This is a genomic window from Arthrobacter sp. QXT-31 (assembly GCF_001969265.1).
Taxonomy (GTDB): domain Bacteria; phylum Actinomycetota; class Actinomycetes; order Actinomycetales; family Micrococcaceae; genus Arthrobacter.
The window spans coordinates 951,305-970,406 of sequence record NZ_CP019304.1; the positions used below are offsets into that span (position 1 = coordinate 951,305).

The 19,102-nt window shown below is 66.1% G+C and carries 18 protein-coding genes and 2 pseudogenes; 11 read left to right on the forward strand and 9 right to left on the reverse strand.

Going from position 1 to position 19,102, the window contains the following annotated elements; genetic code table 11:
* Nucleotides 1–173 precede the first annotated feature (173 nt).
* Nucleotides 174–1,628: an exodeoxyribonuclease VII large subunit gene (locus BWQ92_RS04330; RefSeq protein WP_076798451.1), complete on the forward strand. Its 1,455-nt coding sequence runs from the start codon at nucleotides 174–176 to the stop codon at nucleotides 1,626–1,628.
* Between the two features lie 65 nt (nucleotides 1,629–1,693).
* Here the strand turns inward: BWQ92_RS04330 and BWQ92_RS04335 are convergent, their stop codons facing one another.
* Nucleotides 1,694–2,635: a hypothetical protein gene (locus BWQ92_RS04335; protein WP_076798452.1), complete on the reverse strand. Its 942-nt coding sequence runs from the start codon at nucleotides 2,633–2,635 to the stop codon at nucleotides 1,694–1,696.
* 145 nt (nucleotides 2,636–2,780) lie between these two features.
* A complete protein-coding gene (purN, locus tag BWQ92_RS04340; protein ID WP_076798453.1) occupies nucleotides 2,781–3,368 on the reverse strand; it encodes a phosphoribosylglycinamide formyltransferase in 588 nt (195 codons plus the stop codon).
* A gap of 39 nt (nucleotides 3,369–3,407) precedes the next feature.
* Here purN and BWQ92_RS04345 point away from each other — a divergent pair, with 39 nt between their 5' ends.
* A complete protein-coding gene (locus tag BWQ92_RS04345; RefSeq protein ID WP_076798454.1) occupies nucleotides 3,408–3,851 on the forward strand; it encodes a hypothetical protein in 444 nt (147 codons plus the stop codon).
* A gap of 31 nt (nucleotides 3,852–3,882) precedes the next feature.
* On the opposite strand, the gene BWQ92_RS04350 is transcribed toward BWQ92_RS04345, so the two are convergent.
* A complete protein-coding gene (locus BWQ92_RS04350; RefSeq protein ID WP_076798455.1) occupies nucleotides 3,883–5,202 on the reverse strand; it encodes a cell division protein PerM in 1,320 nt (439 codons plus the stop codon).
* Nucleotides 5,203–5,376: 174 nt separating this feature from the next.
* On the opposite strand from BWQ92_RS04350, the gene BWQ92_RS04355 reads away from it, so the two are divergent.
* Nucleotides 5,377–5,838, forward strand: a complete 462-nt coding sequence (locus BWQ92_RS04355; RefSeq protein WP_076798456.1) for a DUF4383 domain-containing protein — start codon at nucleotides 5,377–5,379, stop codon at nucleotides 5,836–5,838.
* 193 nt (nucleotides 5,839–6,031) lie between these two features.
* On the opposite strand, the gene BWQ92_RS04360 is transcribed toward BWQ92_RS04355, so the two are convergent.
* Both BWQ92_RS04360 and BWQ92_RS04365 read right to left on the reverse strand, forming a co-directional pair.
* Entirely contained in the window at nucleotides 6,032–6,823 is a 792-nt protein-coding gene (locus tag BWQ92_RS04360; RefSeq protein ID WP_076798457.1) for a ZIP family metal transporter, read from the reverse strand.
* A gap of 48 nt (nucleotides 6,824–6,871) precedes the next feature.
* Nucleotides 6,872–7,051 (reverse strand): hypothetical protein, encoded by a 180-nt coding sequence (locus BWQ92_RS04365; RefSeq protein ID WP_076798458.1) that lies wholly within the window; start codon nucleotides 7,049–7,051, stop codon nucleotides 6,872–6,874.
* A 129-nt stretch (nucleotides 7,052–7,180) separates the two neighbouring features.
* Here BWQ92_RS04365 and BWQ92_RS04370 point away from each other — a divergent pair, with 129 nt between their 5' ends.
* A complete protein-coding gene (locus tag BWQ92_RS04370) occupies nucleotides 7,181–8,308 on the forward strand; it encodes a hypothetical protein (RefSeq protein WP_172804242.1) in 1,128 nt (375 codons plus the stop codon).
* A gap of 400 nt (nucleotides 8,309–8,708) precedes the next feature.
* Here the strand turns inward: BWQ92_RS04370 and BWQ92_RS04375 are convergent, their stop codons facing one another.
* Together BWQ92_RS04375 and BWQ92_RS04380 are read right to left on the reverse strand one after the other, a co-directional pair.
* On the reverse strand, nucleotides 8,709–9,410 hold the full coding sequence (locus BWQ92_RS04375; RefSeq protein ID WP_076798460.1) for a MarR family winged helix-turn-helix transcriptional regulator: 702 nt from the start codon (nucleotides 9,408–9,410) through the stop codon (nucleotides 8,709–8,711).
* 103 nt (nucleotides 9,411–9,513) lie between these two features.
* Nucleotides 9,514–10,386: a YsnF/AvaK domain-containing protein gene (locus BWQ92_RS04380; RefSeq protein ID WP_076798461.1), complete on the reverse strand. Its 873-nt coding sequence runs from the start codon at nucleotides 10,384–10,386 to the stop codon at nucleotides 9,514–9,516.
* Nucleotides 10,387–10,783: 397 nt separating this feature from the next.
* Between BWQ92_RS04380 and BWQ92_RS23940 the strand changes: the two genes are divergently transcribed.
* The 3 genes and pseudogenes from BWQ92_RS23940 (at nucleotide 10,784) to BWQ92_RS04395 (ending at nucleotide 12,849) form a co-directional block, all read left to right on the forward strand.
* Nucleotides 10,784–11,785, forward strand: coding sequence for a hypothetical protein (locus tag BWQ92_RS23940; RefSeq protein WP_076798462.1), 1,002 nt, complete (start codon nucleotides 10,784–10,786; stop codon nucleotides 11,783–11,785).
* Nucleotides 11,782–12,212 (forward strand): annotated as a pseudogene (locus tag BWQ92_RS04390) (phage holin family protein). The gene BWQ92_RS23940 and the pseudogene BWQ92_RS04390 overlap by 4 nt, the downstream one beginning before the upstream one ends.
* Nucleotides 12,209–12,849 (forward strand): annotated as a pseudogene (locus tag BWQ92_RS04395) (DUF3618 domain-containing protein). The pseudogenes BWQ92_RS04390 and BWQ92_RS04395 overlap by 4 nt, the downstream one beginning before the upstream one ends.
* A gap of 76 nt (nucleotides 12,850–12,925) precedes the next feature.
* On the opposite strand, the gene BWQ92_RS04400 reads toward BWQ92_RS04395, so the two are convergent.
* Together BWQ92_RS04400 and BWQ92_RS04405 are read right to left on the reverse strand one after the other, a co-directional pair.
* A complete protein-coding gene (locus BWQ92_RS04400; RefSeq protein ID WP_076798463.1) occupies nucleotides 12,926–14,101 on the reverse strand; it encodes an NAD(P)/FAD-dependent oxidoreductase in 1,176 nt (391 codons plus the stop codon).
* A 125-nt stretch (nucleotides 14,102–14,226) separates the two neighbouring features.
* Entirely contained in the window at nucleotides 14,227–14,436 is a 210-nt protein-coding gene (locus tag BWQ92_RS04405) for a DUF2945 domain-containing protein (RefSeq protein ID WP_076798464.1), read from the reverse strand.
* 230 nt (nucleotides 14,437–14,666) lie between these two features.
* Between BWQ92_RS04405 and BWQ92_RS04410 the strand changes: the two genes are divergently transcribed.
* The 4 genes from BWQ92_RS04410 (at nucleotide 14,667) to BWQ92_RS04425 (ending at nucleotide 19,053) form a co-directional block, all read left to right on the forward strand.
* Entirely contained in the window at nucleotides 14,667–16,103 is a 1,437-nt protein-coding gene (locus tag BWQ92_RS04410) for a flotillin family protein (protein ID WP_076798465.1), read from the forward strand.
* An 81-nt stretch (nucleotides 16,104–16,184) separates the two neighbouring features.
* The gene (locus BWQ92_RS04415) at nucleotides 16,185–16,430 is read left to right on the forward strand and encodes a hypothetical protein (RefSeq protein ID WP_157365267.1); all 246 of its coding nucleotides are present in this window, start codon (nucleotides 16,185–16,187) and stop codon (nucleotides 16,428–16,430) included.
* Between the two features lie 80 nt (nucleotides 16,431–16,510).
* Nucleotides 16,511–17,674 carry a glycosyltransferase family 4 protein gene (locus BWQ92_RS04420; RefSeq protein ID WP_076798466.1) on the forward strand — a complete coding sequence of 388 codons (1,164 nt, stop codon included), beginning with the start codon at nucleotides 16,511–16,513 and terminating at the stop codon, nucleotides 17,672–17,674.
* Nucleotides 17,671–19,053 carry a UDP-glucose dehydrogenase family protein gene (locus tag BWQ92_RS04425; protein ID WP_076798467.1) on the forward strand — a complete coding sequence of 461 codons (1,383 nt, stop codon included), beginning with the start codon at nucleotides 17,671–17,673 and terminating at the stop codon, nucleotides 19,051–19,053. The genes BWQ92_RS04420 and BWQ92_RS04425 overlap by 4 nt, the downstream gene beginning before the upstream one ends.
* Nucleotides 19,054–19,102: the final 49 nt, after the last annotated feature.

Below are 19,102 nucleotides of genomic sequence, written 5' to 3' on the forward strand. Positions count from 1 at the left end.
GGACGGTTCCCCCTCCCAACTGACTCGCAGTTGTTGTCGTTTTGAGCCGTCGAAACGACAACAACTGCGAGTTACTTGGGCGCCAGATCCGGCCGTTTGACGGGTCATGTCCGATGGCGGCGCTAGGCTCTGGCAGGAACGCTGGGGACCGTCTCCAGCCGGTTGGGAGGCCCATGACTACGTCCGCCAAGACTCCGTCCCTTGCTACCGAGCATGTCTCGGTCAGCCAAGTCAGGAGGTCAGTCAAGAAGGCCATCGCCAAGCGTGAGTGGGGCATTCAAGGAGAGTGCGTCGCACCCGTTCAGTCGGGCGCGAAATGGAACTTCGACCTCGTCACCCTGACTGCGGACGGCGTGAGCGTCCTGTCCTGCACCATCTGGGAGGACAGAGCCCCCGGGATCGAAGACTCGCTGCGGCGGGCGGGGCTTTCGCTCCAACAAGCCATGACAGCGGGGATGGTCCTCAAACTCACAGGCACCACCTGGCTCGCACAAGACGGCAAGGTCTGCGTTAGGGTCACAGGGATCGAACCTGAATTCGCCCGACGAGGGGCTCTCTACTTGGCGGACAGAGCGGCGAAGGCCGAACTACGGGCGGCTGGCGTACCTAGCGAGCGCCTTGGGGAGCTGTTCGTCCATGCCGATCCGGAGACCGTCTTCCAAGGCATGGATCGCAGGCCCAGCCGGATCATGGTCTTGGCGCCGGCCGGGGCCAAGGGCGTGGGTGACTTCAAGCACCGCTTCGGAGACGTCAGGTCTCCTGCCGTCGACATCGCATACCGAGCTCTGTCGTGGACGGATAACAGCAGCATTCAAACTATCCAAGCCCACTTAGACGAGGCTCACCAGGCGAATACGGACCTCGTCGTACTTATACGGGGCGGGGGTCCCTGGAGTCACTTACGTGGATATGACCGCGTCGACCTCGCCTTGGCTATTCACAGATCCCCTGTTCCAGTTGCGACCGCTGTGGGCCACAACGCTGATGTCTCTTTGGCGGACCGGGCCGCAAAACTGTCTTTCATCACTCCAACGGCAGCGGCAGAAGCCATCTATAAAGCCCATAGTCACCGTGCTCCTCGAAAGAAAAGTGCTCGGACCGGAGCGACGCACTACAAGCGGAAGCCGGTGCACACCGCTTGGACGGTCGCGCCGGGAGCCAGACCGGCCGACGCAACGAATCCAGAGAAGCAACTTCAGGCCCTAGAGGGTAAGCTCGCGGATGCCCTGGCAGACGCTTCCAAGCTTGCGGCCACTCTGCAGTGGTCAGCCGCTGCCCACATTGCGGATCTTCTCGAAACAGCAGAACAGCGGGTTAGGTTTATTTCCCGTCTAATGACAGTGGCTACCGTCACCACGGCCACGGCGCTGATCGCGTTTGGCGAGGACCTTCTGGCGCTCCTCCAGCCTGCCCCACGTCCGCTCGATTACTGGCTTTATGCGGCGACAGTCATCCTTGCCGGGACAGTCCTCGTGGTCCGACAAAGTCTAGCCAGACGGAAAATTGCCCTTCCATCTGCCGCACCGATGAAACGCCCGCACGTCGATATAAATTCGTGGCGGTTTGCTGCGAAGAGGGTCCGAACCATCCGCGGTCTACGCAAGCTTCGCTATCACCGGCCAGCCTAACTGTAACTCCCACCTGGCTCGCAGTTGTTGTCGTTTTGAGCCGTCAAAACGACAACAACTGCGAGCTACTTGGGTACCCACCCCCTGCTAAGCAGCGCGTCGCGGACTTTCGCGACGGCGGACAGCGCGTAATGCTGCATGTGGCGCTTTGAGATCCTGACCGGCAGCCAGCCGGCACGACTATAGTCCTCTTCTCGGGCGATATCCCGGACGATCTGGCCAGGCTCGGAGTGGCCTTCCCCCTCGTATTCGACGGCAACTTTGTATTCCGGATAGCCGAGATCGGGTTCGCGTGCGACGCCGGGACGGAGTTCAGTAGGCACGTTCAGTTCCGGTTCCGGCAGGCCGGCCTGCTCCAGTGCCAGCCGCAGGCGCGTCTCGGGTGCCGAGTCCGCACCGACGCGTGCCATCTCGAGTGCAATTCTGGCCTTCCGGATGCCGGGGGTGCCTTTGTGCCGATCCAGCATGTCGGCCAATTGCTCACGGGTGGCGTAAGGCTCCCTTCTGACTTCGAACTCCGGCCGAGGATTTCGCACCAGATGGTCAGCCACCACGGTCAGCTCCTCGACGCTCATCCTGCGAGCGATATCCAGCCACGTCCGGACCCTGCTGGTCACCAGCAGGCCGCCAACAGAGACGATTTCGTCGTCGAAGAACTGACCCACGTGGCCGAACACCCCCGTGCGGCGGGGAATGGCCATCCTGTCCGGGCGGGAGATGTGAATCCGTGGATCCTCTGTGCCGGGGAGGAAACCCGGAAACTGCCAGAAAGTGAACGCTGTGGCGTGGGACGCAGCCGAGAACTGGGTCACCCTCGTGAAGGGCCGGACCAGCTCCGGCAGTCCTGGCCCTGGGAGGCGTTCATACTTGGGCACCCTGATGCCGCGGCTGGGCGCGGACAGCGCTCCGTGCCGCAGCCGCCGCAGGCTGACACCGGCGTCGGCGGCCTCCTGGCAAGTGAAGGGCGCCAAAGCAAGCGGCTCGGGAAGCGGTTGAGGAGTCTTCACCGGACCATGGTCCCAAACCCATAACCTGCTGCGGGCGTTATCCACAGGTCAACGCCGTGGCAACCCAACTAACTCGCACTTGTTGTCGTTTTGAAGGCTCAAAACGACATTAAATGCGAGTTAGTTGGGTGGGGAGGAGGGTCGGTTACTTGGGGGCCTGGGCGGCGGCGTACTCGGCGGCCAGCGACGCCAGGGTGGACACCAGCAGCCGCCGCTCCACCACCTTGATCCGCTCGTGCAGGGTTTCCTCGGTGTCGCCGTCCTCGATGGCCACGGCCTCCTGCGCGATGATGGGGCCGGTGTCCACCCCGGCGTCGGCCCAGTGCACGGTGCAGCCGGTGACCTTCACGCCGTAGGCCATGGCGTCGCGGACACCGTGGGCACCGGGGAAGGACGGCAGCAGGGCGGGGTGCGTGTTGAGGTATTTTCCGTCGAAGGCATCGATGAACTCGGGGCTCACGATCCGCATGAAGCCCGAGGACACCACCACGTCCGGCTGGTACGCGGCAACGGCCTCGGTCAGCGCGGCATTCCACTTTGCGCGGTCGGGGTAGGCCTTGAAGTCCACCACGAACGTGTCGATCCCCGCTGTGGCAGAGCGCTCCACGCCGTAGGTTCCCGGGCGGTCCGCGCCCACTGCGGCGATTTCGACATCCAGGTCCCCGGCCTGAACGGCGTCGATGACCGCCTGGAGGTTTGAACCGGTTCCGGAGACGAGGACTACTATGCGCATTGCTCAAGCTTAGGCGGCTGCTCGCGTAGGCTGGAAAACATGAACCCCACACCCGGCCCCCAGGGGCGGCAGCGGACCGCGCGTCCGCTCAGCGAGGAGGCCAAAGCCTCGCTCCAGAAGACGCACAACCTGTTCCGCATGTTCATCGTGGCGGTGCTGGGCGCCTTCTTCGTGTTCCAGCTGGACATCGCCTACCTGTGGCTCACCGCCATCCTGACGGCGGCGGGGATCGTGCTGGGGATCATCGTGCTCATCCGGGCCATCCGGTTCAAGGAATCCAAGCTGGTCCTGTTCGGCACGATTTCCGGCCTGGTGGTGGCCGCCGTCATGGTTCTCCTGGTCCTGACCTCGGCCCTGTTCTTCAACCAGGTGCGCGACTTCCAGCAGTGCTCCCGCCAGGCGCTGACCAGCAAGGCAAGCACGGAGTGCCGGGTCCAGCTGGAGAACTCGCTGCCCCGTCCGCTTCAGCAGCCCGCCCGCTGACAGCGGCAAGGGCCCGGCGAGGTCCGCGGGGCTAGTTGCTGCTCGGGGCAGTTCCCAGCTCGGCATCCCGCAGTTGCCGGCGTTCCAGCCATGGTCCCGCCGCGTACCCAATTACGACGCCGATGCCCACTTCCGCGGCCAGCCAGACTGCCGTCCACAAGGGGTCCGGGCCAATGTCCGTGAGCCGGCCGATGCCGGCCGAGCCACGCGCCAGCCAGGCGAGGGCGGCAGCCAGCACGCCTGCAGCGGTCCCGACGATCAGCGCCAGGAACAGCGTGGACGCCGCGGCGGTCAGCCAGCGGACGTGAAGCTTGATGGACAGCCATTCATCGAAGTGGTTTTCGCCTTCACGCAGGAACCACCAGCCGGCCAAGACCCCGGCGAGCACGGGAACCACCAGCGCCACGAAGCCGAAATCAAGCGGGCCGGCAGGAATCGCGGCAAAAACAGGGATGCTTGGAAGCGGCCCCACTGCCGTCCCCAGCGGCCCCACATGCGACCCGGCGCCGAGCGCAAACCCGGAGCCGCTCAGCCATGCGAGCGCGAAGACGGCGAGGTTGGGCAGGAAGCCGAGCTGCGCAATGGTGAGGGCCGCGCCCCCGACGGGCCCGGCGTCGACCGCTTCATAGACCGCCACCACCAGGTTCCAGTGGATGAAAAGGTCCGCCGCCAGCAGCGCCGACGAGATGGCGAGCGCCGCGATCACCGCCACGAAACCGGCCTTGGCCGCAGAGGCCAGATACGACCCCGCCCACCGCGAATGCTGGCTGGTGCGCGCAATCCAGTCCACGGCGTCGACGCCGATCAGCCGGCTCCATGAACCGGCCTCGCGCCGGGCGCCGATCACCATCCCGAGGCCGAAGGGAACCAGCGGGAAAAGACCTGCCCACCACAGGAAGACCCCAACGTCCTCGGTCCGGCAGATAAAGCCGGTGGCGATGCCAAAACCCGCATAGACCAGCCACGAACCCAGCAGCGCCTGCCACAGCTGGTCAGTGTAGGAGGCCCGGGCCAGGCGTCTGCCCGCGCGCCAGGCCAGCAGGAACGGGATGAGGGTCAGGCCCAGTGGAAGCAGCCACAGTGTGCCGGCCTCGGGCCTCGCTGCGGCGCCTTCCCCCACGGTGGTGAGGTACAGCGGCACCCCGTGGATGACCAGCCAGGCCTGGCCGGCGAGCCGGGCCAGGACATCGAGGCCAGCGCTTCCGAAACCGGAGGTGGCCCACACCGCAACGATAGGCACGACGACGAGCAATGCCGAGATGAAGGCCGCCTGCGCGGACTCAAGGCCGCCCTGCAGCCACAAGGGCATGGGCAGCCCACGGTCTCCGGTCTGGTCAGCACGCAGTTTCATCGCCTCCATCGTGCCACGCGGCGCCCCGCCGACCCGTCTTCGACAGGCTCAACAGGGCCGGAAACTCGAACGGTCCTGCACCCGCTCCGGTATACGGCACGTTCGGCGGCGAGCGCTTTTTCGGAAGGCCGGACGTAAAATTAGCTTGTCCGCATTCAGTGGTTGGAGGCAGAAATGACTACCGCATCCCCACATGCACACGGCGTCCACTTTGGCAGGACTGACGTCCAGAACGCCGGCATGGGTGTAGGTATTGTCTTGATGGTGGTCGGTGTACTGGGATTCATCCCGGGGATCACCGCACGGTACGGCGAACTGATGTTCCTTGGCCCCAATTCGCACGCCATGTTCCTCGGCCTGTTCCAGGTGTCCATGCTGCTCAACATCGTGCAGCTGGTCATTGGCGCGACCGGCTGGGCCATGTCACGCAGCGAGATGGGTGCGCGGAGGTTCCTTCTGGGCGCCGGTGCGCTGTACATCGTCCTTAGCATCTACGGGCTCAGTGTCGGAGTGGATTCGGCGGCCAACTTCCTGTCGCTGAACATGCTGGACAACTGGACGCACATGGTGCTGGGCGTGCTGATGATTGCCTGTGGCTGGATGTTCTCACGGCATCCGGTCGAGGACAGGAAATAGCCCGGAACGCGAACGCCGGGAACTAGGAGCCGCGAATGAATAGATATCTAATCTGAGTATTCGTACTACCGGTTGGTGCAGGCGGCCACGCAAAGTCATGGGCGTCTGCACCAACTTTTTTGTGCGGACAGTGCCCGTTCGCCGGCGCTCCGGGGTCGGCCCTGGGCCAGGGACCTGCGCCAGGGCCAGCAACCTACGCCAGGGACAGCACGAAGGAGAGCACAAACCCGGCCGCCGTGCTGAGCGCCACGGCCGGACCGCCGTGTTCATAGGCCTCCGGCATCAGGGTGTCCGCGAGGGAGGCGATGACCGCCCCGGCTGCGAAGGCAAGCGGCAGCGAGATGGTCTCCGGGCTCGTGCCGGACAGCGGACCTGCGCCAAGGACCACCGCCGCGACCAGCAACACTGCGCAGACGGCCCACAGTCCCATGACCGACCCGGCGGAACGGCCCTGGCTGCGCATCGACGAGGCACCCACCAGCGCCTCGGGCAAGTTGGACACGAAGATCGCGGCCAGGAGTGCCAGGCCCCCGGTTCCCTCCCCCAGGGAAACACCCAGGGCAATGTTTTCAGGGACGCCATCCAGCGTCACAGCTGCCAGCAGCGCCATTCCGGCGGCACCCCGGGTGGAGGCTGCTGTGGGGGCCTTCTCGACGGCGGCGGCATCCGTATCCAGCTTGGCGCTGCCCCGGTACTCATCGGCGGGCACCGACCTGGATCCGGGCTGCGCCCACCGGTCCAGCAGCGCGCTCAAGGCGGTGAAGACCACCGCACCGACCAGCAGGCCGAGCGCGGCACGCACAATCCCGCCGCGCTGATAGGCGTCCTCAAACAGCTCGAACGCCAGGGCGGTGATCAGCGCGCCGGCGGCAAACGACAGCAGGATTGCCAGCAGCCGTTTTGGCAGCTCAAAACGGACACCAATAAGCGCACCAATAACAAGTGCACTAGAAGCCACCGCGCCGAACAGGAGGGAGGTTCCCATGGCGCAAGTATAGGAAGGCGCGGCCGGGATGGAATAGCCTTCCCCGCACTAGAAACGGATCCGGGCATACGGCTCACTGGGCAGGTTGCCGGCAGTCCACGGCTTTTCTGACGGTTCGCTCGGGCCTTCGCCGCGGCCGTCGCGCAGGACGGCCCGCACCGTTGCCACAATGGCGACGACGGCGATTGCGGCCAGCAGCACAAGGACGACGACGATTGATCCAGACATCCTCTGAGCACCTTCTGCTTCAATTTTATTGCGATTGAAGGCGCCCGCTCACAGGCGAATATTTTTCCTCTGGACGGAACCGCATGACGGGCATATTCTGGTCTCCCATTGCGCTGGGGGGTGATTTCAATGGGCAACAGCTTGCGCCTTCTCAAGGCTGTTCTTGTGCGTGCCCTCCTGGTGCCCGTTGTCCTCGCGCTGGCCTGGATTATTTGGGGCGCAGCATCCGCCGGTGCAGTATCCGGGGACACCGGTTCGGCCGGCCCGCTGGACCCCGGTTCCTTAAGTACCAACTCCCTAACTACCGGTTCGCTCAGTAGCGGTTCGTTGGACACAGCCCCTGTGGCTGCCATCGCTACATCCGCAGTGCCTGCTCCGCTGGTTTCCCCAGTCTCCGAGGTGGCTCCGGTCGCCACGCTGCTGCCGGCAATTCCCGAGCTGCCGGCGGTAGCCAGCGTCCCGGCTGCTGTCACCAAGCCGGTGTCGCCTGTCGCGGGCATCGTGGCGGACACCGCCGGCACCGTGGTCAACCGGGCGCCGAAGGCGGTTTCCGCAGTGACCAGGACTGTCACCGCAACGGCTGCTCCCGTCCTCAACAAGACGGACAGCCTCATATCGGCGGCCCAGAACGTCATCGCGTCCGTGCCGCCGCTGCCCATCGCGCCTGCGGTGCCTGTTCCGGCGGCCCCGGCGCCCTCATTGCCGGTTCCGTCGGTGTCCGTCCCGCGGGTGCCTGTTCCTTCAGTAGCTGTTCCTTCTGTGCCGGCTCAGGAACAACCAGCGGATCCCGCACCGGACGTCATGCGGACGGCGCCGCACCGCGGTGCCATGGGCAACCAGCCAAATCTTGCCGTGCCGTCACATGACCTTCCGCCCTCGGCGGTGAGGCCGGCGTCGAATGCTGCAGACAGGGCTGCGCCGGCTGCGGGCGCAGCCCTGCCTTTCGCCGGATCCGGCCTTTCGCTGGCCGAACTCCGGATGACGACGCCTGAACGGCGGGTGCTGGCGGCCGTCCACCCTGTCACCCACAACCTGCGCTTCCATGAATGGCCCGGAGGGGATCTGCTCCATCCCTTTGCCGTGAGCGAGGGAACGTCGGGGAACTCCTCCCCAGGCTTCGAAGGCTCGGGCGCCCAGGCCGCCGACGTGGCTGGCGGATGGGACCGTGCCCTTTTGCTTGCCGGCGCCCGGGTCTTCGACGCCGGCCTGTACCTTCCCGCCAGCCCAGCCTTTGATCCGGGGTGCTCCCCCGACTGAACAGGTCACCCCTGCCCACCTTCCGGGCAGAAACGACCACCTGCGCAGCCCTGCGCATGGACCACCAGTTCAGTCAGGAGAATATGTCATGTCTACGCACGCCCCGCTGTCTGCCGCCCACCGCCCATCCCGTCTGCAGTCCGCAACCGGCGAGGGCCGGATCGGAAACTGGCCGGACCCAATGCGCGGCCGGATTGGAAACTGGCCGGATCCGATGTCCGGTCTCATCGGCAACTGGCCGGATCCGATGCGACGGCAGCGCTAGGGATATCCAGGCGAAGCTACAGTTCCATCTGGTCGAAGCTACGGTGCCATCCGGCCGCGTGACCGGGCCGGATGGCAAAGGAAAGTGCCGCCGCGCGGTGGCGCGGCGGCACTTATCCCTGCTCAATCACCCCGCCTATACGGGGGCGGAGTCGCCCTTCCCGTGCGGCTTCGGTATGACACCGGCCCGGTCCTGCGGCGCCGGGATGGCGTCCTGCGCTGCATTCTCTTCTGCGGCGACGGGTGCCTGCAAGGCGGGTTCCGCAGACGAATCCGTGCCGGAGCCCTGCTGAACACCTTCATCCGGCACTCCTTCCAAGGGCGCGCCCGCTACGGCAGGGCCCCCTTCCACGTTCTCCCCCGCACCCGGCTCGCCTCCGGCGGATGTATCCTGAGGCTTGGCAGAGCCGGCTTTAGCGCGGCCGGGAAAGTAGCTGATGACCCGTGCCAGTTCCCTGCCCAGGACGGTTCCTCCGACGACATCAGGGGGCAATGCCTCCTGCTCGGCTTTCCGGGCCGCCTCCAGTGCCTGGCGCCCCGCTTCCGTTATGGAAACCTCGTTGTGCCGCCTGTCCAGCGAACTGGACTCACGAACCACAAGCCCTGCCGCCTCGAGCCGCGACAGCACCCGGCCTATTGACTGGCTGCGGACTTTGATGTCAGAGGCCAGCTGTTCCTGGTTCAGCGGGCCGTCGAGGAGGCCCTGCAGTGCGATGACCGCGGCGTGGGTGAGCCCGAGTTCGGCCAGGGCCTGGTCCTGCCTGCGCTGGACAAGCCTGGCGGCCATGGACAGCAGCTGGTGAGGGCCCCACTGGTCTGCGTCAGGATTCGGGACCATCGGTTTAGACCTTCTTTCCCCTTTGAGCCCGTGCTGGCACCATGGCCAGCCCCAAATGCCGGCAACGCCGGGGCCGGATAACCCGGCCCCGGCGTTAGGCACACTAACGTCGGGTGTCCTCGACGCCGTCGGTCTCAATGCGCTCCTTGCGGACTTGTTCATCCACTGTCACCTCATCGGTGACGGTTTCCGTGTCCAGCCTGACCCGCTCAACGGGCACGGCCTCCTTGTCCACCACGGGGCGTTCCTCGTGGAGCACCACCTCGTGTTCGGCCTCGCTGATGTCCGGACCGCTGAGCGCTTCGCCCCGGTTTCCTTCCGTGATCGGTTCGCGCTCCAGCCGCACTTCCTCGCGCTGCACGGGAACCGTCTGGGTGACGTTCTCGGTCACCACGTATTTGCGCAGGCGCGCCCGGCCGGCAGCCTGCCTTTCCGTGCCGACGTTCAGGCGTTCCTCCGAACGGGTCATGGCGTCATCGTCGCCCAGCCCTGCCGTTCCACGGCCGGCCCTGTCATCCGCCGCGCTGTAGGTTCCGCCGCTGCCTGCGGCCGCGAACCCCGCGTCCCGGTCAGTGGCTGTAAGGTTGGCAGCGGACTGCTCCGTTGTCCGGCGGGAGTCGGCGCTGTGCCCGTTCGCAGCCTCGGAGTAGGTCACGTTGCCGTTCAGCTGGTAGTGCTCGTAAAGGCGGTCTTCTTCTGCCGGGTCCAGGTGGCCGTCGGCGTCCACGCGCGGAGCGTCCTTTACTTGGTTCTTGCTGTACGGGACAACGATGTCGTCTCCTTCAAGCCGCGCCCCTTCCAGGGGAATGAAGGACTCCGAGGTTCCGAAAAGGCCCGTCCGTGCCGTCACCCATGTGGGCTGCCCGTTGGCATCATCCGCATAAACCTGCCCGAAGGAGCCGATCTTGTCTCCGTCTGCGGAGACGATGTTTCCGTTCTTGTTGAGCAGGTCGTCGATGTGTTCCTTGGTCAGCATGCTGTCTCCTTGGAGTTTGACTTCATGTTCACATTTGGCTGTTCACGCTGAGGCCGACGACGGCGCTGCCGCCCGACTGGTAGGTGTTGCCCACCGTGGCCGGCTGTCGTGCCGTCGTGGCCGAGGCCGATGCTCGAACCTCGCATCTATACCCTAAGCATGCTTACTATCAGATTGGCAAGCCTACTTAGCTTTTTTCTTCGGACCGGCCACGGCGGACCGGGGACCGCACTGCGCATTCGGGCGATTTTTCCGGCCGGAAACCTGACGAATACGGGCAACAGTACGAAAAGAATGACAAGGGTACTTACTATTTATTAGTAAACATGCTTACCATTGCATGCCAGCACTGCTGGTTCTGAACAGCCGCTGACCCTTTCGGAAAGAGAGAGCGAAGATGACAGAGAATCAATGGCCGCAGGATGAAAGCCTTACGACTCCCCCGGCCACGCAGAACTCGGCTTACAACGCGGGCACCACCGGCTACGGCACAACGGGCGCGGACAGTGCCGGCTACGGCACGGGCGGCTCCGCCACGGCCTACCAGGACGATGCTTCCAAGAAGGATGTGGCCAAGCACGAGGCCGCGAACGTCGCAGGCGAGGCCAAGGGCGCAGCCAAGAATGTCGCCGAGACGGCCAAGTCCGAGGCGAAGAACGTCGCCTACGAGGCCAAGAACAGCGCCCGTGACCTGCTGCACCAGGCGAAGTCGGACCTGACCAGCCAGGCCGGCACCCAGCAGACGAAGGCCGCCGAAGGCATCCGTACCATCTCCTCGCAGCTGCGCACCATGGCCGACGCACCGGACCAGCAGGGCGTGGCCTCGGACCTGATCCGGCAGGCCGCCGACCGCTCCGAATCCGTCGCCTCCTGGCTGGACAACCGGGACCCGGGCTCGCTCCTGGATGAGGTCAAGTCCTTCGCCCGCCAGCGCCCCGGCACCTTCCTGCTCCTCGCAGCAGGCGCGGGCCTGCTCGCCGGACGCCTGGGCCGCAGCCTGCAGGCCGGCGCCCCCGAAACCACAACCCGGGCTGGAGCCGCCGGAACCGTTCCGCCCTACCCTGTTCAGCCGCCGGCAACGGAAAGTACCCTGGACGCCGGCGCGGGCGCGCCGCTCTATGACCGCGCGGAACTGGGCGAACCCGCCTACACCCAGCCGGCTTACGGCGAACCCGCCACCGGGCAGCCGGCCTACGGTGAGCCGGCCTACGGTGAACCGGCAGTCGGGCAGCCGGGGTACGGAGAGCCAGGGATCGGCGAGCCTGGGTACGGAGAGCCCACGCGTCGCGGCACCACAGGTCCGGCCTCAACGCAGTCACTGCCGGGCAACTCTGCTTCCGGCGTTCCGCTGCGGGATGTGGATGACCCGTACACCGAGGGTGGAGGTCGTCCCCTGTGAGCAGCCAGATACCCGATACCCCACCAACGGCCGCGCACGCGAAGGCCGACACCACGTCCCTGGGCGACCTCCTCGGTGAGGTCACCCGGGACCTGTCCACCCTGATCCGGCAGGAAATCGAACTCGCCAAAGCCGAACTCAAACAGTCCGGCACCCGCGCCGGCAAGGGCGGCGGCATGCTCGCCGGCGCCGGCGTCGCCGGGCACTTCGTGCTCCTGTTCCTCTCCATCGCCCTCTGGTACGCCCTCGGCGAGCTAATGGGACTGGGCTGGTCCGCCGTCGTCGTCGCCGTGATCTGGGGCATCATCGCCGCGATCCTGGCCTCGTCGGACGCAAGGAACTCAAAGCCATCAAGGGCATGCCCCAGACCGTCGAAACCGCCAAGGAAATCCCGCCCACCCTCAAACCGAACGGAGACCACCGATGAGTGAGAACCCGGACGCCATCCGCGCCGACATCGAAGCCACCCGCGCCCGCCTCGGCACCAACGTGGACGCGGTCGCCGACAAGGTCACCCCCTCCAACATCGTCCACCGCCAACCAGCAAGGTCCGCGACGCCGTCTTCGGAGTAAAGGAGAAAGTCATGGGCACCGCAGAACACGCCACCCACAACGCCTCCGGCCACCTCCACTCCGCCGCCCACACCACCGGCGGCGGAGTCCACCAGGCCACCGACGCCGCAGGCAACGCCCTCCACGGCGCCGGCGAAGCGATCGCCGACGCACCCCGCCAGGTCGCCGCGAAAACCCAGGGCAACCCCCTGGCCGCCGGGCTCATCGCCTTCGGCGCCGGACTGCTCGTCTCCTCCCTGATCCCGCCCAGCGAGAAGGAACGCGAAGCCGCCGACAAGCTCAAGACCGCGGCCGAACCGGTCACCACCCAACTGACCGAAACCGCCAAGGACATGGCCCAGGGCTGGAAGGAACCCGCCCAGGAAGCCGTCGAAAACGTCAAGGCCACCGCCACCGACGCCGCCCAGCACGTCAAGGAAGAAGGCCAAACCGCCGCCTCCGACGTCAAAGCAACCGCCACCGACGCCAAAGACCACGTCAAAAACACGTAGTCTTCAGAGCACGACGACGGCCGGCCCGCTTTCATGCGGGCCGGCCGTTTCTTGGTGGTCGGGAAGAAGGAGGAACTTAGGCCCGGCCCTTCAGGATCAGGTTCCAGTAGATGCCGGGGAAAAGGTCCCGCTCGAGAATCCACGTGGAATGCCGTTCCTTGGCAACATCCACCTTCGGGATTGACGGCATGGGCCGGTACTCGTCGTCGAATTCTGCGAAGACAACTGTGGACCGGGACACCGTGAAGGGGCAGGCGGAGTATCCGTTGTATTTGGTGGTAGGCTCCCCGCCGCGGAGGACGGCTTTCAGGTTCTTCGCCAGGACAGTGGTCTGTTTCCGCAGCGCGGCGCCGGCCTTGGAGTTTTTGGTGCCGGCGGCGTCGCCCAGGGACCAGACATTCAGGTATCTGGTGTGGCGGAGCGTCTCCGGATCCACCTCCACGAATCCGCCGCTGTCGCCGTCTGCCGGCAGTGCGGTGGCCTTGAGCCAGTCGGGCGCGGACTGTGGCGGCACGGCGTGCAGAACGACATAGCTGAGGCTCTCACTCCGGCCCGTGGCCGAATCGTGGATCTGTACGCTTCGTGCAGCCGCATCAACTGCGGTCACCTCGCTGTTGCAGCGCAACTCGATGCCGTACTCGCTGATTTTACGGTTCAGCTCCTCGTCCACGCCGGGCACACCATAGACCGTCGGGGTCGGCACCACCATCACCACACGGATGCTGGAGAGCACTCCCTGCTGGCGCCAGTAGTCACAGGCGAGGTACATGGGCTTCTGTGCGGCGCCGCCGCACTTGACCGGCCCGGAGGGCATGGTGAACACGGCCGTGCCGCTCTTCAACCCGCTGAGCAGGGCCCAGGTCTTGGGAGCCAGCTCATACACATAGTTGGAGGAGGCATGGGGTGACTCCATGGCCTCGGCCAGGCCCGGCACCTTATCCCAGTCAAGCTGCAGGCCCGGGCACACCACCACATGGCCGTAGCTGAGCCGGTTCCCGGACGCCAGCAGCACCGTGTTCGTTTCCGGCCTGACGTCCACTGCGCTGTCCGGGATCCAGGCCACGCCCCTGGGAATGACCGACTCCTGAGGGCGTACGGCTTCGGCGGCCTCGGCGGTTCCTCCGCCGATATGCGAGAACAGCGGCTGGAAAAGGTGCCTGCCACTGGGTTCCACCACGGCAATGTCACGGACCCCGTAACGCCGGAGCCGGGCGGCCAGCGAGATCCCGGCGTTCCCGCCGCCGATCACCACGACGTCGTGATGCCTGCGTCCATTGCTTTCGGGTCCGGAAGCGCGCCCGGCGACGGGCTGCTTCCCCTGCGTCGGAGGGACGGGCGGTGTGCTGGACCGTGAAAGTCCAGATTCGGCTGCCACGGCTACCCTTTCTTTTCCGTCAGGGTGCCGGCTTTGTGTGCCGCCCTCGCCCCTGTCTTGGTGGACTCCACCACGTACTGGGGTTCATCATCACTGGCGCGGTGGGTGTGGCCGTCCAGTTCGAAGTCGCTGGTCTTCTTTTCAACGATCTTGCCGTGGGTCTTTCCCTGCGGCGTGTTCCATTCCACTTCGGTGCCTTTGGTCAGCGCCACGCGCACTCCTTAGGTTGGGGCGGGCTCTAAAGTCATGGCCCGGGGTGGCCGTCAGCACCGACCCTACAGCCGGTGGGTCAGTCCGGCCAGAGCGCCGGAATTGCTGGACTCTGCACGGGCGCGCCACCACACTGTCTATTACAGCCGGCAATCCGGGAAATTGAGGGACGCGGGCACCGTATTTTCCGTGCTTAATTGCACCGGTTCAATCGCACTGAAAGGACAACGCCATGGAGAACCTGGCAGCCATCCTCCCGCTGATTGTCATTGTTGTTGCGGTGCTTCTGGGCGTCCTGATTATCTGGCTGGCCGTCAAACTCATGTGGAAGGTCGCCGAACCAAATGAGGCCCTCATTATTTCCGGACTAACCCGTGCCACGCTGGCAAGCGCCGACGGGATGGACTTCAAGATCGTCACGGGCAAGGGCGCGCTGGTGGTTCCGGGCCTGCAGACCGTCCGGACGCTGTCCCTCACACTGAACGAGACGGAACTGAAGGTCTCCTGCGTTACCAGCCAAGGCATCCAGGTGGTGGTGGAAGGCGTCGTCATCTACAAAATCGGGGATGCGCCCGCATTTATCGCCAATGCCGCACGCAGGTTTCTCGGCCAGCAGCCGAAAATGGAAAGCCAGGTGTACAACGTCTTCGAAGGCCACCTGCGTTCGATTATCGGCAGCATGACGGTTGAGGAAATTATCCGAGAGCGCGATAAGTTGGCGTCCCAGGTCCGCGGGGCCAGTGGCGTGGAAATGGAAAAGCTCGGCCTGGTGGTGGATTCCCTGCAGATTAAGGACCTCCAGGACCCCACCGGCTATATCCAGAACATCGCCAAGCCGCACATCGCCCAGGTCAAGATGGAAGCCCGCATTGCCGAGGCCACCCGGAACCGGGAGGCCTCGGAGCGGGAAGCCGAAGCCGCCGCCCAGATCGCTGATGCGCAGAGTGCTTCGGCGATCAGACAGTCGGCCGCGCAGGCCAATGCGGAGCGGGCGAGGGCCAATGCCGCACAGGCCGGCCCGCTGGCAGAGGCCACCGCACGCCAGCAGGTGGTGGTCCAGGAAACCGAGGTGGCCAAGCTCGAGGCAGACCGCGAGGAACAGAAGCTGCAGACCACCATCCGCAAGCCCGCCGACGCGAAGGCCTACGCACAGCGCACCGAGGCAGAGGCGCAGAAGGCGGCGGACATCAGCGCAGCCGAAGCGCGGGCGAAGCGGACGGAACTGGAAGCCCAGGCCAATGCCCGCCGCGTGGAAGTGGAGGCGCAGGCCAATGCGAGCGCGGCCGCCGCCATTGCCGGAGGCACCCGGGTAACGGGCGAAGCCGAGGCAGCGGCCACGAAGGCACGCGGGGACGCCGCGGCGTCGGCCATCAAGGCGAAGGCCCTGGCCGAGGCAGACGGCATCAAGGCCCGCGGCGAGGCACTGGAGAGCAACCAGGATGCCGTCATTGCCCAGCAACTGGCGGAGAACATGCCGTCCATCGTGGCGGCAGCGGCCGAGCCGTTCGGCCACGTGGACCAGCTCACGGTACTCAATGGCGCCGATGGCCTCAACAGCATGGTGGGCGGGATCATCACCCAGGCGGGCACCTTCCTGCCGCGGCTGTCGACTGCCCTGAAGAACGGGCATAACCACGCCAAGCAGCCGCCGAAGCCGCCGGGCTCTTAGGGACTGGGCACGGCACGAACGGCCCAAAAAGGAACGGCACAGGGGAACTCCGGGGAAGCTGAGGGGAAGCCAAGGGATATGGTGCACAGGAACGTCGACCGGAGCCTGACCGGGAAGATCGGCCGGGTGAGCGGGCGGATCGGCCCCGGAACCGTGGGCGAGGTCATGCTCGCCTACCGCGGCGGCACCAGCGCCTTTCACGCGTACCCGTTCGACAAGGTCAGCGTCTTCCCGGTCGGCGACGAGGTGCTGGTCATCTACTTCGAACCGCCGCAGACCGTCTTCGTGGATGAGCTGCCGGACGTTCTCCGCCACGAGGAACGCTAGCCCCGCCCGTTAACCCAACCTTCCGTTCCCGGTTACGCCCGCTCCCCCGCAAAGTTAGACGGCGGGAACATCGTTGAGGGGTGAGGATCGCTATCGTTGCCGAATCATTCCTGCCGCTGATGAACGGAGTCACGCACTCCATCCTGCGGGTGCTTGAACACCTGCAGGTGCGGGGCGATGAGGTGCTGGTGATTGCGCCGTCGACGTCGGACGCTGATGTTCTGGACGTTGTGAACGGCGCGTTTGTGCACCGGTTGCCCTCCGTTCCGCTGGCGGGTTATCCGAACGTGCGCGTGGCGCTGGGAGGTGTGTACCGGGTCAAGAGAATCCTTGCCGACTACGCACCTGACGTGGTCCACCTGGCGTCGCCGTTCGTGCTCGGCTGGCGGGCGGCGCAGGCCGCGCATCAGCTGGGGATCCCCACCGTGGCCATCTACCAGACCGAGGTCCCCAGCTACGCTGCCCGGTACGGGGTGCCGTTCCTGGAGAACTGGGCCTGGAACCGGGTGGAAAACATTCATCTCCTGGCGTCCCGGACGCTGGTGCCCTCCACTTTCGCGCTGAACCAGTTGCGCGGCCGCGGGATTCTGCGGGTGGGCATGTGGCGGCGCGGTGTGGATACCGCGCGTTTTGCACCGGGAAAGCGCGACGATGGGTGGCGGGCATCCGTGGCCCCGGGCGGTGAGCGCATCATCGGCTACGTCGGCCGGCTGGCTGTGGAGAAGCAGGTGGAGGACCTTGCCGTGCTGGCAGATGTTCCCGGCACCCGCCTGGTCATTGTGGGCGACGGCCCGCAGCGCGCCGCGCTGGAGGAAGCACTTCCCAGCGCGGCGTTCACCGGTTTCCTCGGCGGCGAGGAGCTGGCCCGGGCCGTGGCCTCGTTCGATCTCTTTGTCCACCCGGGCGAGTTCGAGACCTTCTGCCAGACCATCCAGGAGGCCATGGCATCCGGTGTTCCGGTGGTGGCCACCGGCCGCGGAGGACCGCTGGACCTCGTGGAGAATTCCCGCACCGGCTGGCTCTACGAGCCCGGTGACCTGGCCGGACTGCGCCGGCATGTAATGGACCTGATGGGCGACGACGCCAAGCGCCGCGCGTTCGCAGCGGCCGCTCACGCCTCGGTCCAGGGCCGGACGTGGCCCGCCCTGTGTGCTGAGCTGGTGCGCCACTACAGGGACGCCATTGCCGGTGCCCCACTTCCCACCGCCCCACTTCCCACCGACACCTTAGGAGCCACCCTGTGAAGATTTCCGTGATCGGCTGCGGTTACCTCGGCGCCGTGCACGCGGCCACCCTCGCATCGATGGGCCACACAGTGGTGGGGATCGACGTCGACCCTGCACGCGTGGAGCAGCTGGCCAGCGGCCGGGCGCCGTTCTTCGAACCGGGCCTGGACGAGCTCCTGCGCGACGGCCGCAGCACCGGCCGGCTCAGCTTCTCCACGGACTTCGCCGATGCCGCCGCGGCGCAGGTGCACTTCCTCTGCGTCGGCACGCCACAGTCCAAAACGTCCGACGGCGCCGACCTCAGCTTCCTGCTCTCCGCCACTAGAAGTCTCCTTCCGCACCTGGGCCGGGGTGCCGCCGTCGTCGGTAAATCAACAGTGCCGGTGGGCACCGTTGGCAAGCTGGGACGAATGCTCAGCGGGCGGCAGGACGTGCTGCTGGGCTGGAACCCGGAGTTCCTGCGGCAGGGCACGGCGGTGAAGGACACGCTGGTGCCGGACCGCCTGGTGTACGGGGTGCCCGGCGGCAAGGAGGGCGCGTTCGTGAGCCGCAGCGACGGCAGGAAGGGGGCTGCGCGCGGTGTGACCGCCGTGCTGGACGCGGTCTACGAGCCGCTGCTGCGCGCCGGCATCCCGCGGATCGTATGCAATTTCGCGACGGCGGAACTGATCAAATCGGCGTCGAATGCCTACCTCGCGACGAAGGTCAGCTTCATCAATGCGATGTCGGAGCTGTGCGACGCCGCCGGCGCCGACGTCACCGAGCTAAGCGAAGCGATGGGCATGGATCCGCGCATCGGCAACCGGTACCTGCACGCCGGGCTGGGATTTGGGGGCGGGTGCCTGCCGAAGGACATCCGCAGTTTCCGTGCCCAGGCGCAGGCGCTGGAGGTCCGGTCCGTGGACGAGTGGATGGGCGTGGTGGACTCCATCAACCTCGGCCAGCGTGCCCGGACCGCGGAGATCGCCAGTGAACTCTGCGGCGGCATGATCGCCGGCCGGACCGTGACCGTGCTGGGTGCCGCCTTCAAGCCGGACACCGACGACATCCGGGACTCCCCCGCCCTCGACGTCGCGCTCCGGCTCGCCTCCGCCGGGGCGCACGTCACCGTGACGGACCCGAAGGCCATCAACAACTCCTGGATGCGCTACCCGCAGCTGCGGTTTGAGGCTTCTGCCATGCGGGCCCTTGAGGGTGCCGAGCTGGTGCTGCTGCTGACCGAGTGGGCCGAGTACCGGGACCTGTCGCCAGCCGCCGCCGGGCAGGTGGTACGACGCCGGACGGTACTGGACGCCCGGAACGTACTGGACGCTGCCGCGTGGCAGGCGGAAGGCTGGACCGTCCGCGGCCTCGGCACGCAGCCGGCCCCGGCAGTGGAGCGTGTCCCCGCCGGTTGAGCCTCGGCCCACCGCTGCCTGAGCTGGCCTTCCTTGGCCGGGCTTGCGA

Coding starts and splice junctions, on each gene's coding strand:
- BWQ92_RS04330 (WP_076798451.1), top strand. CDS start 174: ATGACTACGTCCGCCAAGACTCCGTCCCTTGCTACCGAGCATGTCTCG.
- purN (WP_076798453.1), bottom strand. CDS start 3,368: ATGCGCATAGTAGTCCTCGTCTCCGGAACCGGTTCAAACCTCCAGGCG.
- BWQ92_RS04345 (WP_076798454.1), top strand. CDS start 3,408: ATGAACCCCACACCCGGCCCCCAGGGGCGGCAGCGGACCGCGCGTCCG.
- BWQ92_RS04350 (WP_076798455.1), bottom strand. CDS start 5,202: ATGAAACTGCGTGCTGACCAGACCGGAGACCGTGGGCTGCCCATGCCC.
- BWQ92_RS04355 (WP_076798456.1), top strand. CDS start 5,377: ATGACTACCGCATCCCCACATGCACACGGCGTCCACTTTGGCAGGACT.
- BWQ92_RS04360 (WP_076798457.1), bottom strand. CDS start 6,823: ATGGGAACCTCCCTCCTGTTCGGCGCGGTGGCTTCTAGTGCACTTGTT.
- BWQ92_RS04365 (WP_076798458.1), bottom strand. CDS start 7,051: ATGTCTGGATCAATCGTCGTCGTCCTTGTGCTGCTGGCCGCAATCGCC.
- BWQ92_RS04370 (WP_172804242.1), top strand. CDS start 7,181: ATGGGCAACAGCTTGCGCCTTCTCAAGGCTGTTCTTGTGCGTGCCCTC.
- BWQ92_RS04375 (WP_076798460.1), bottom strand. CDS start 9,410: ATGGTCCCGAATCCTGACGCAGACCAGTGGGGCCCTCACCAGCTGCTG.
- BWQ92_RS04380 (WP_076798461.1), bottom strand. CDS start 10,386: ATGCTGACCAAGGAACACATCGACGACCTGCTCAACAAGAACGGAAAC.
- BWQ92_RS23940 (WP_076798462.1), top strand. CDS start 10,784: ATGACAGAGAATCAATGGCCGCAGGATGAAAGCCTTACGACTCCCCCG.
- BWQ92_RS04410 (WP_076798465.1), top strand. CDS start 14,667: ATGGAGAACCTGGCAGCCATCCTCCCGCTGATTGTCATTGTTGTTGCG.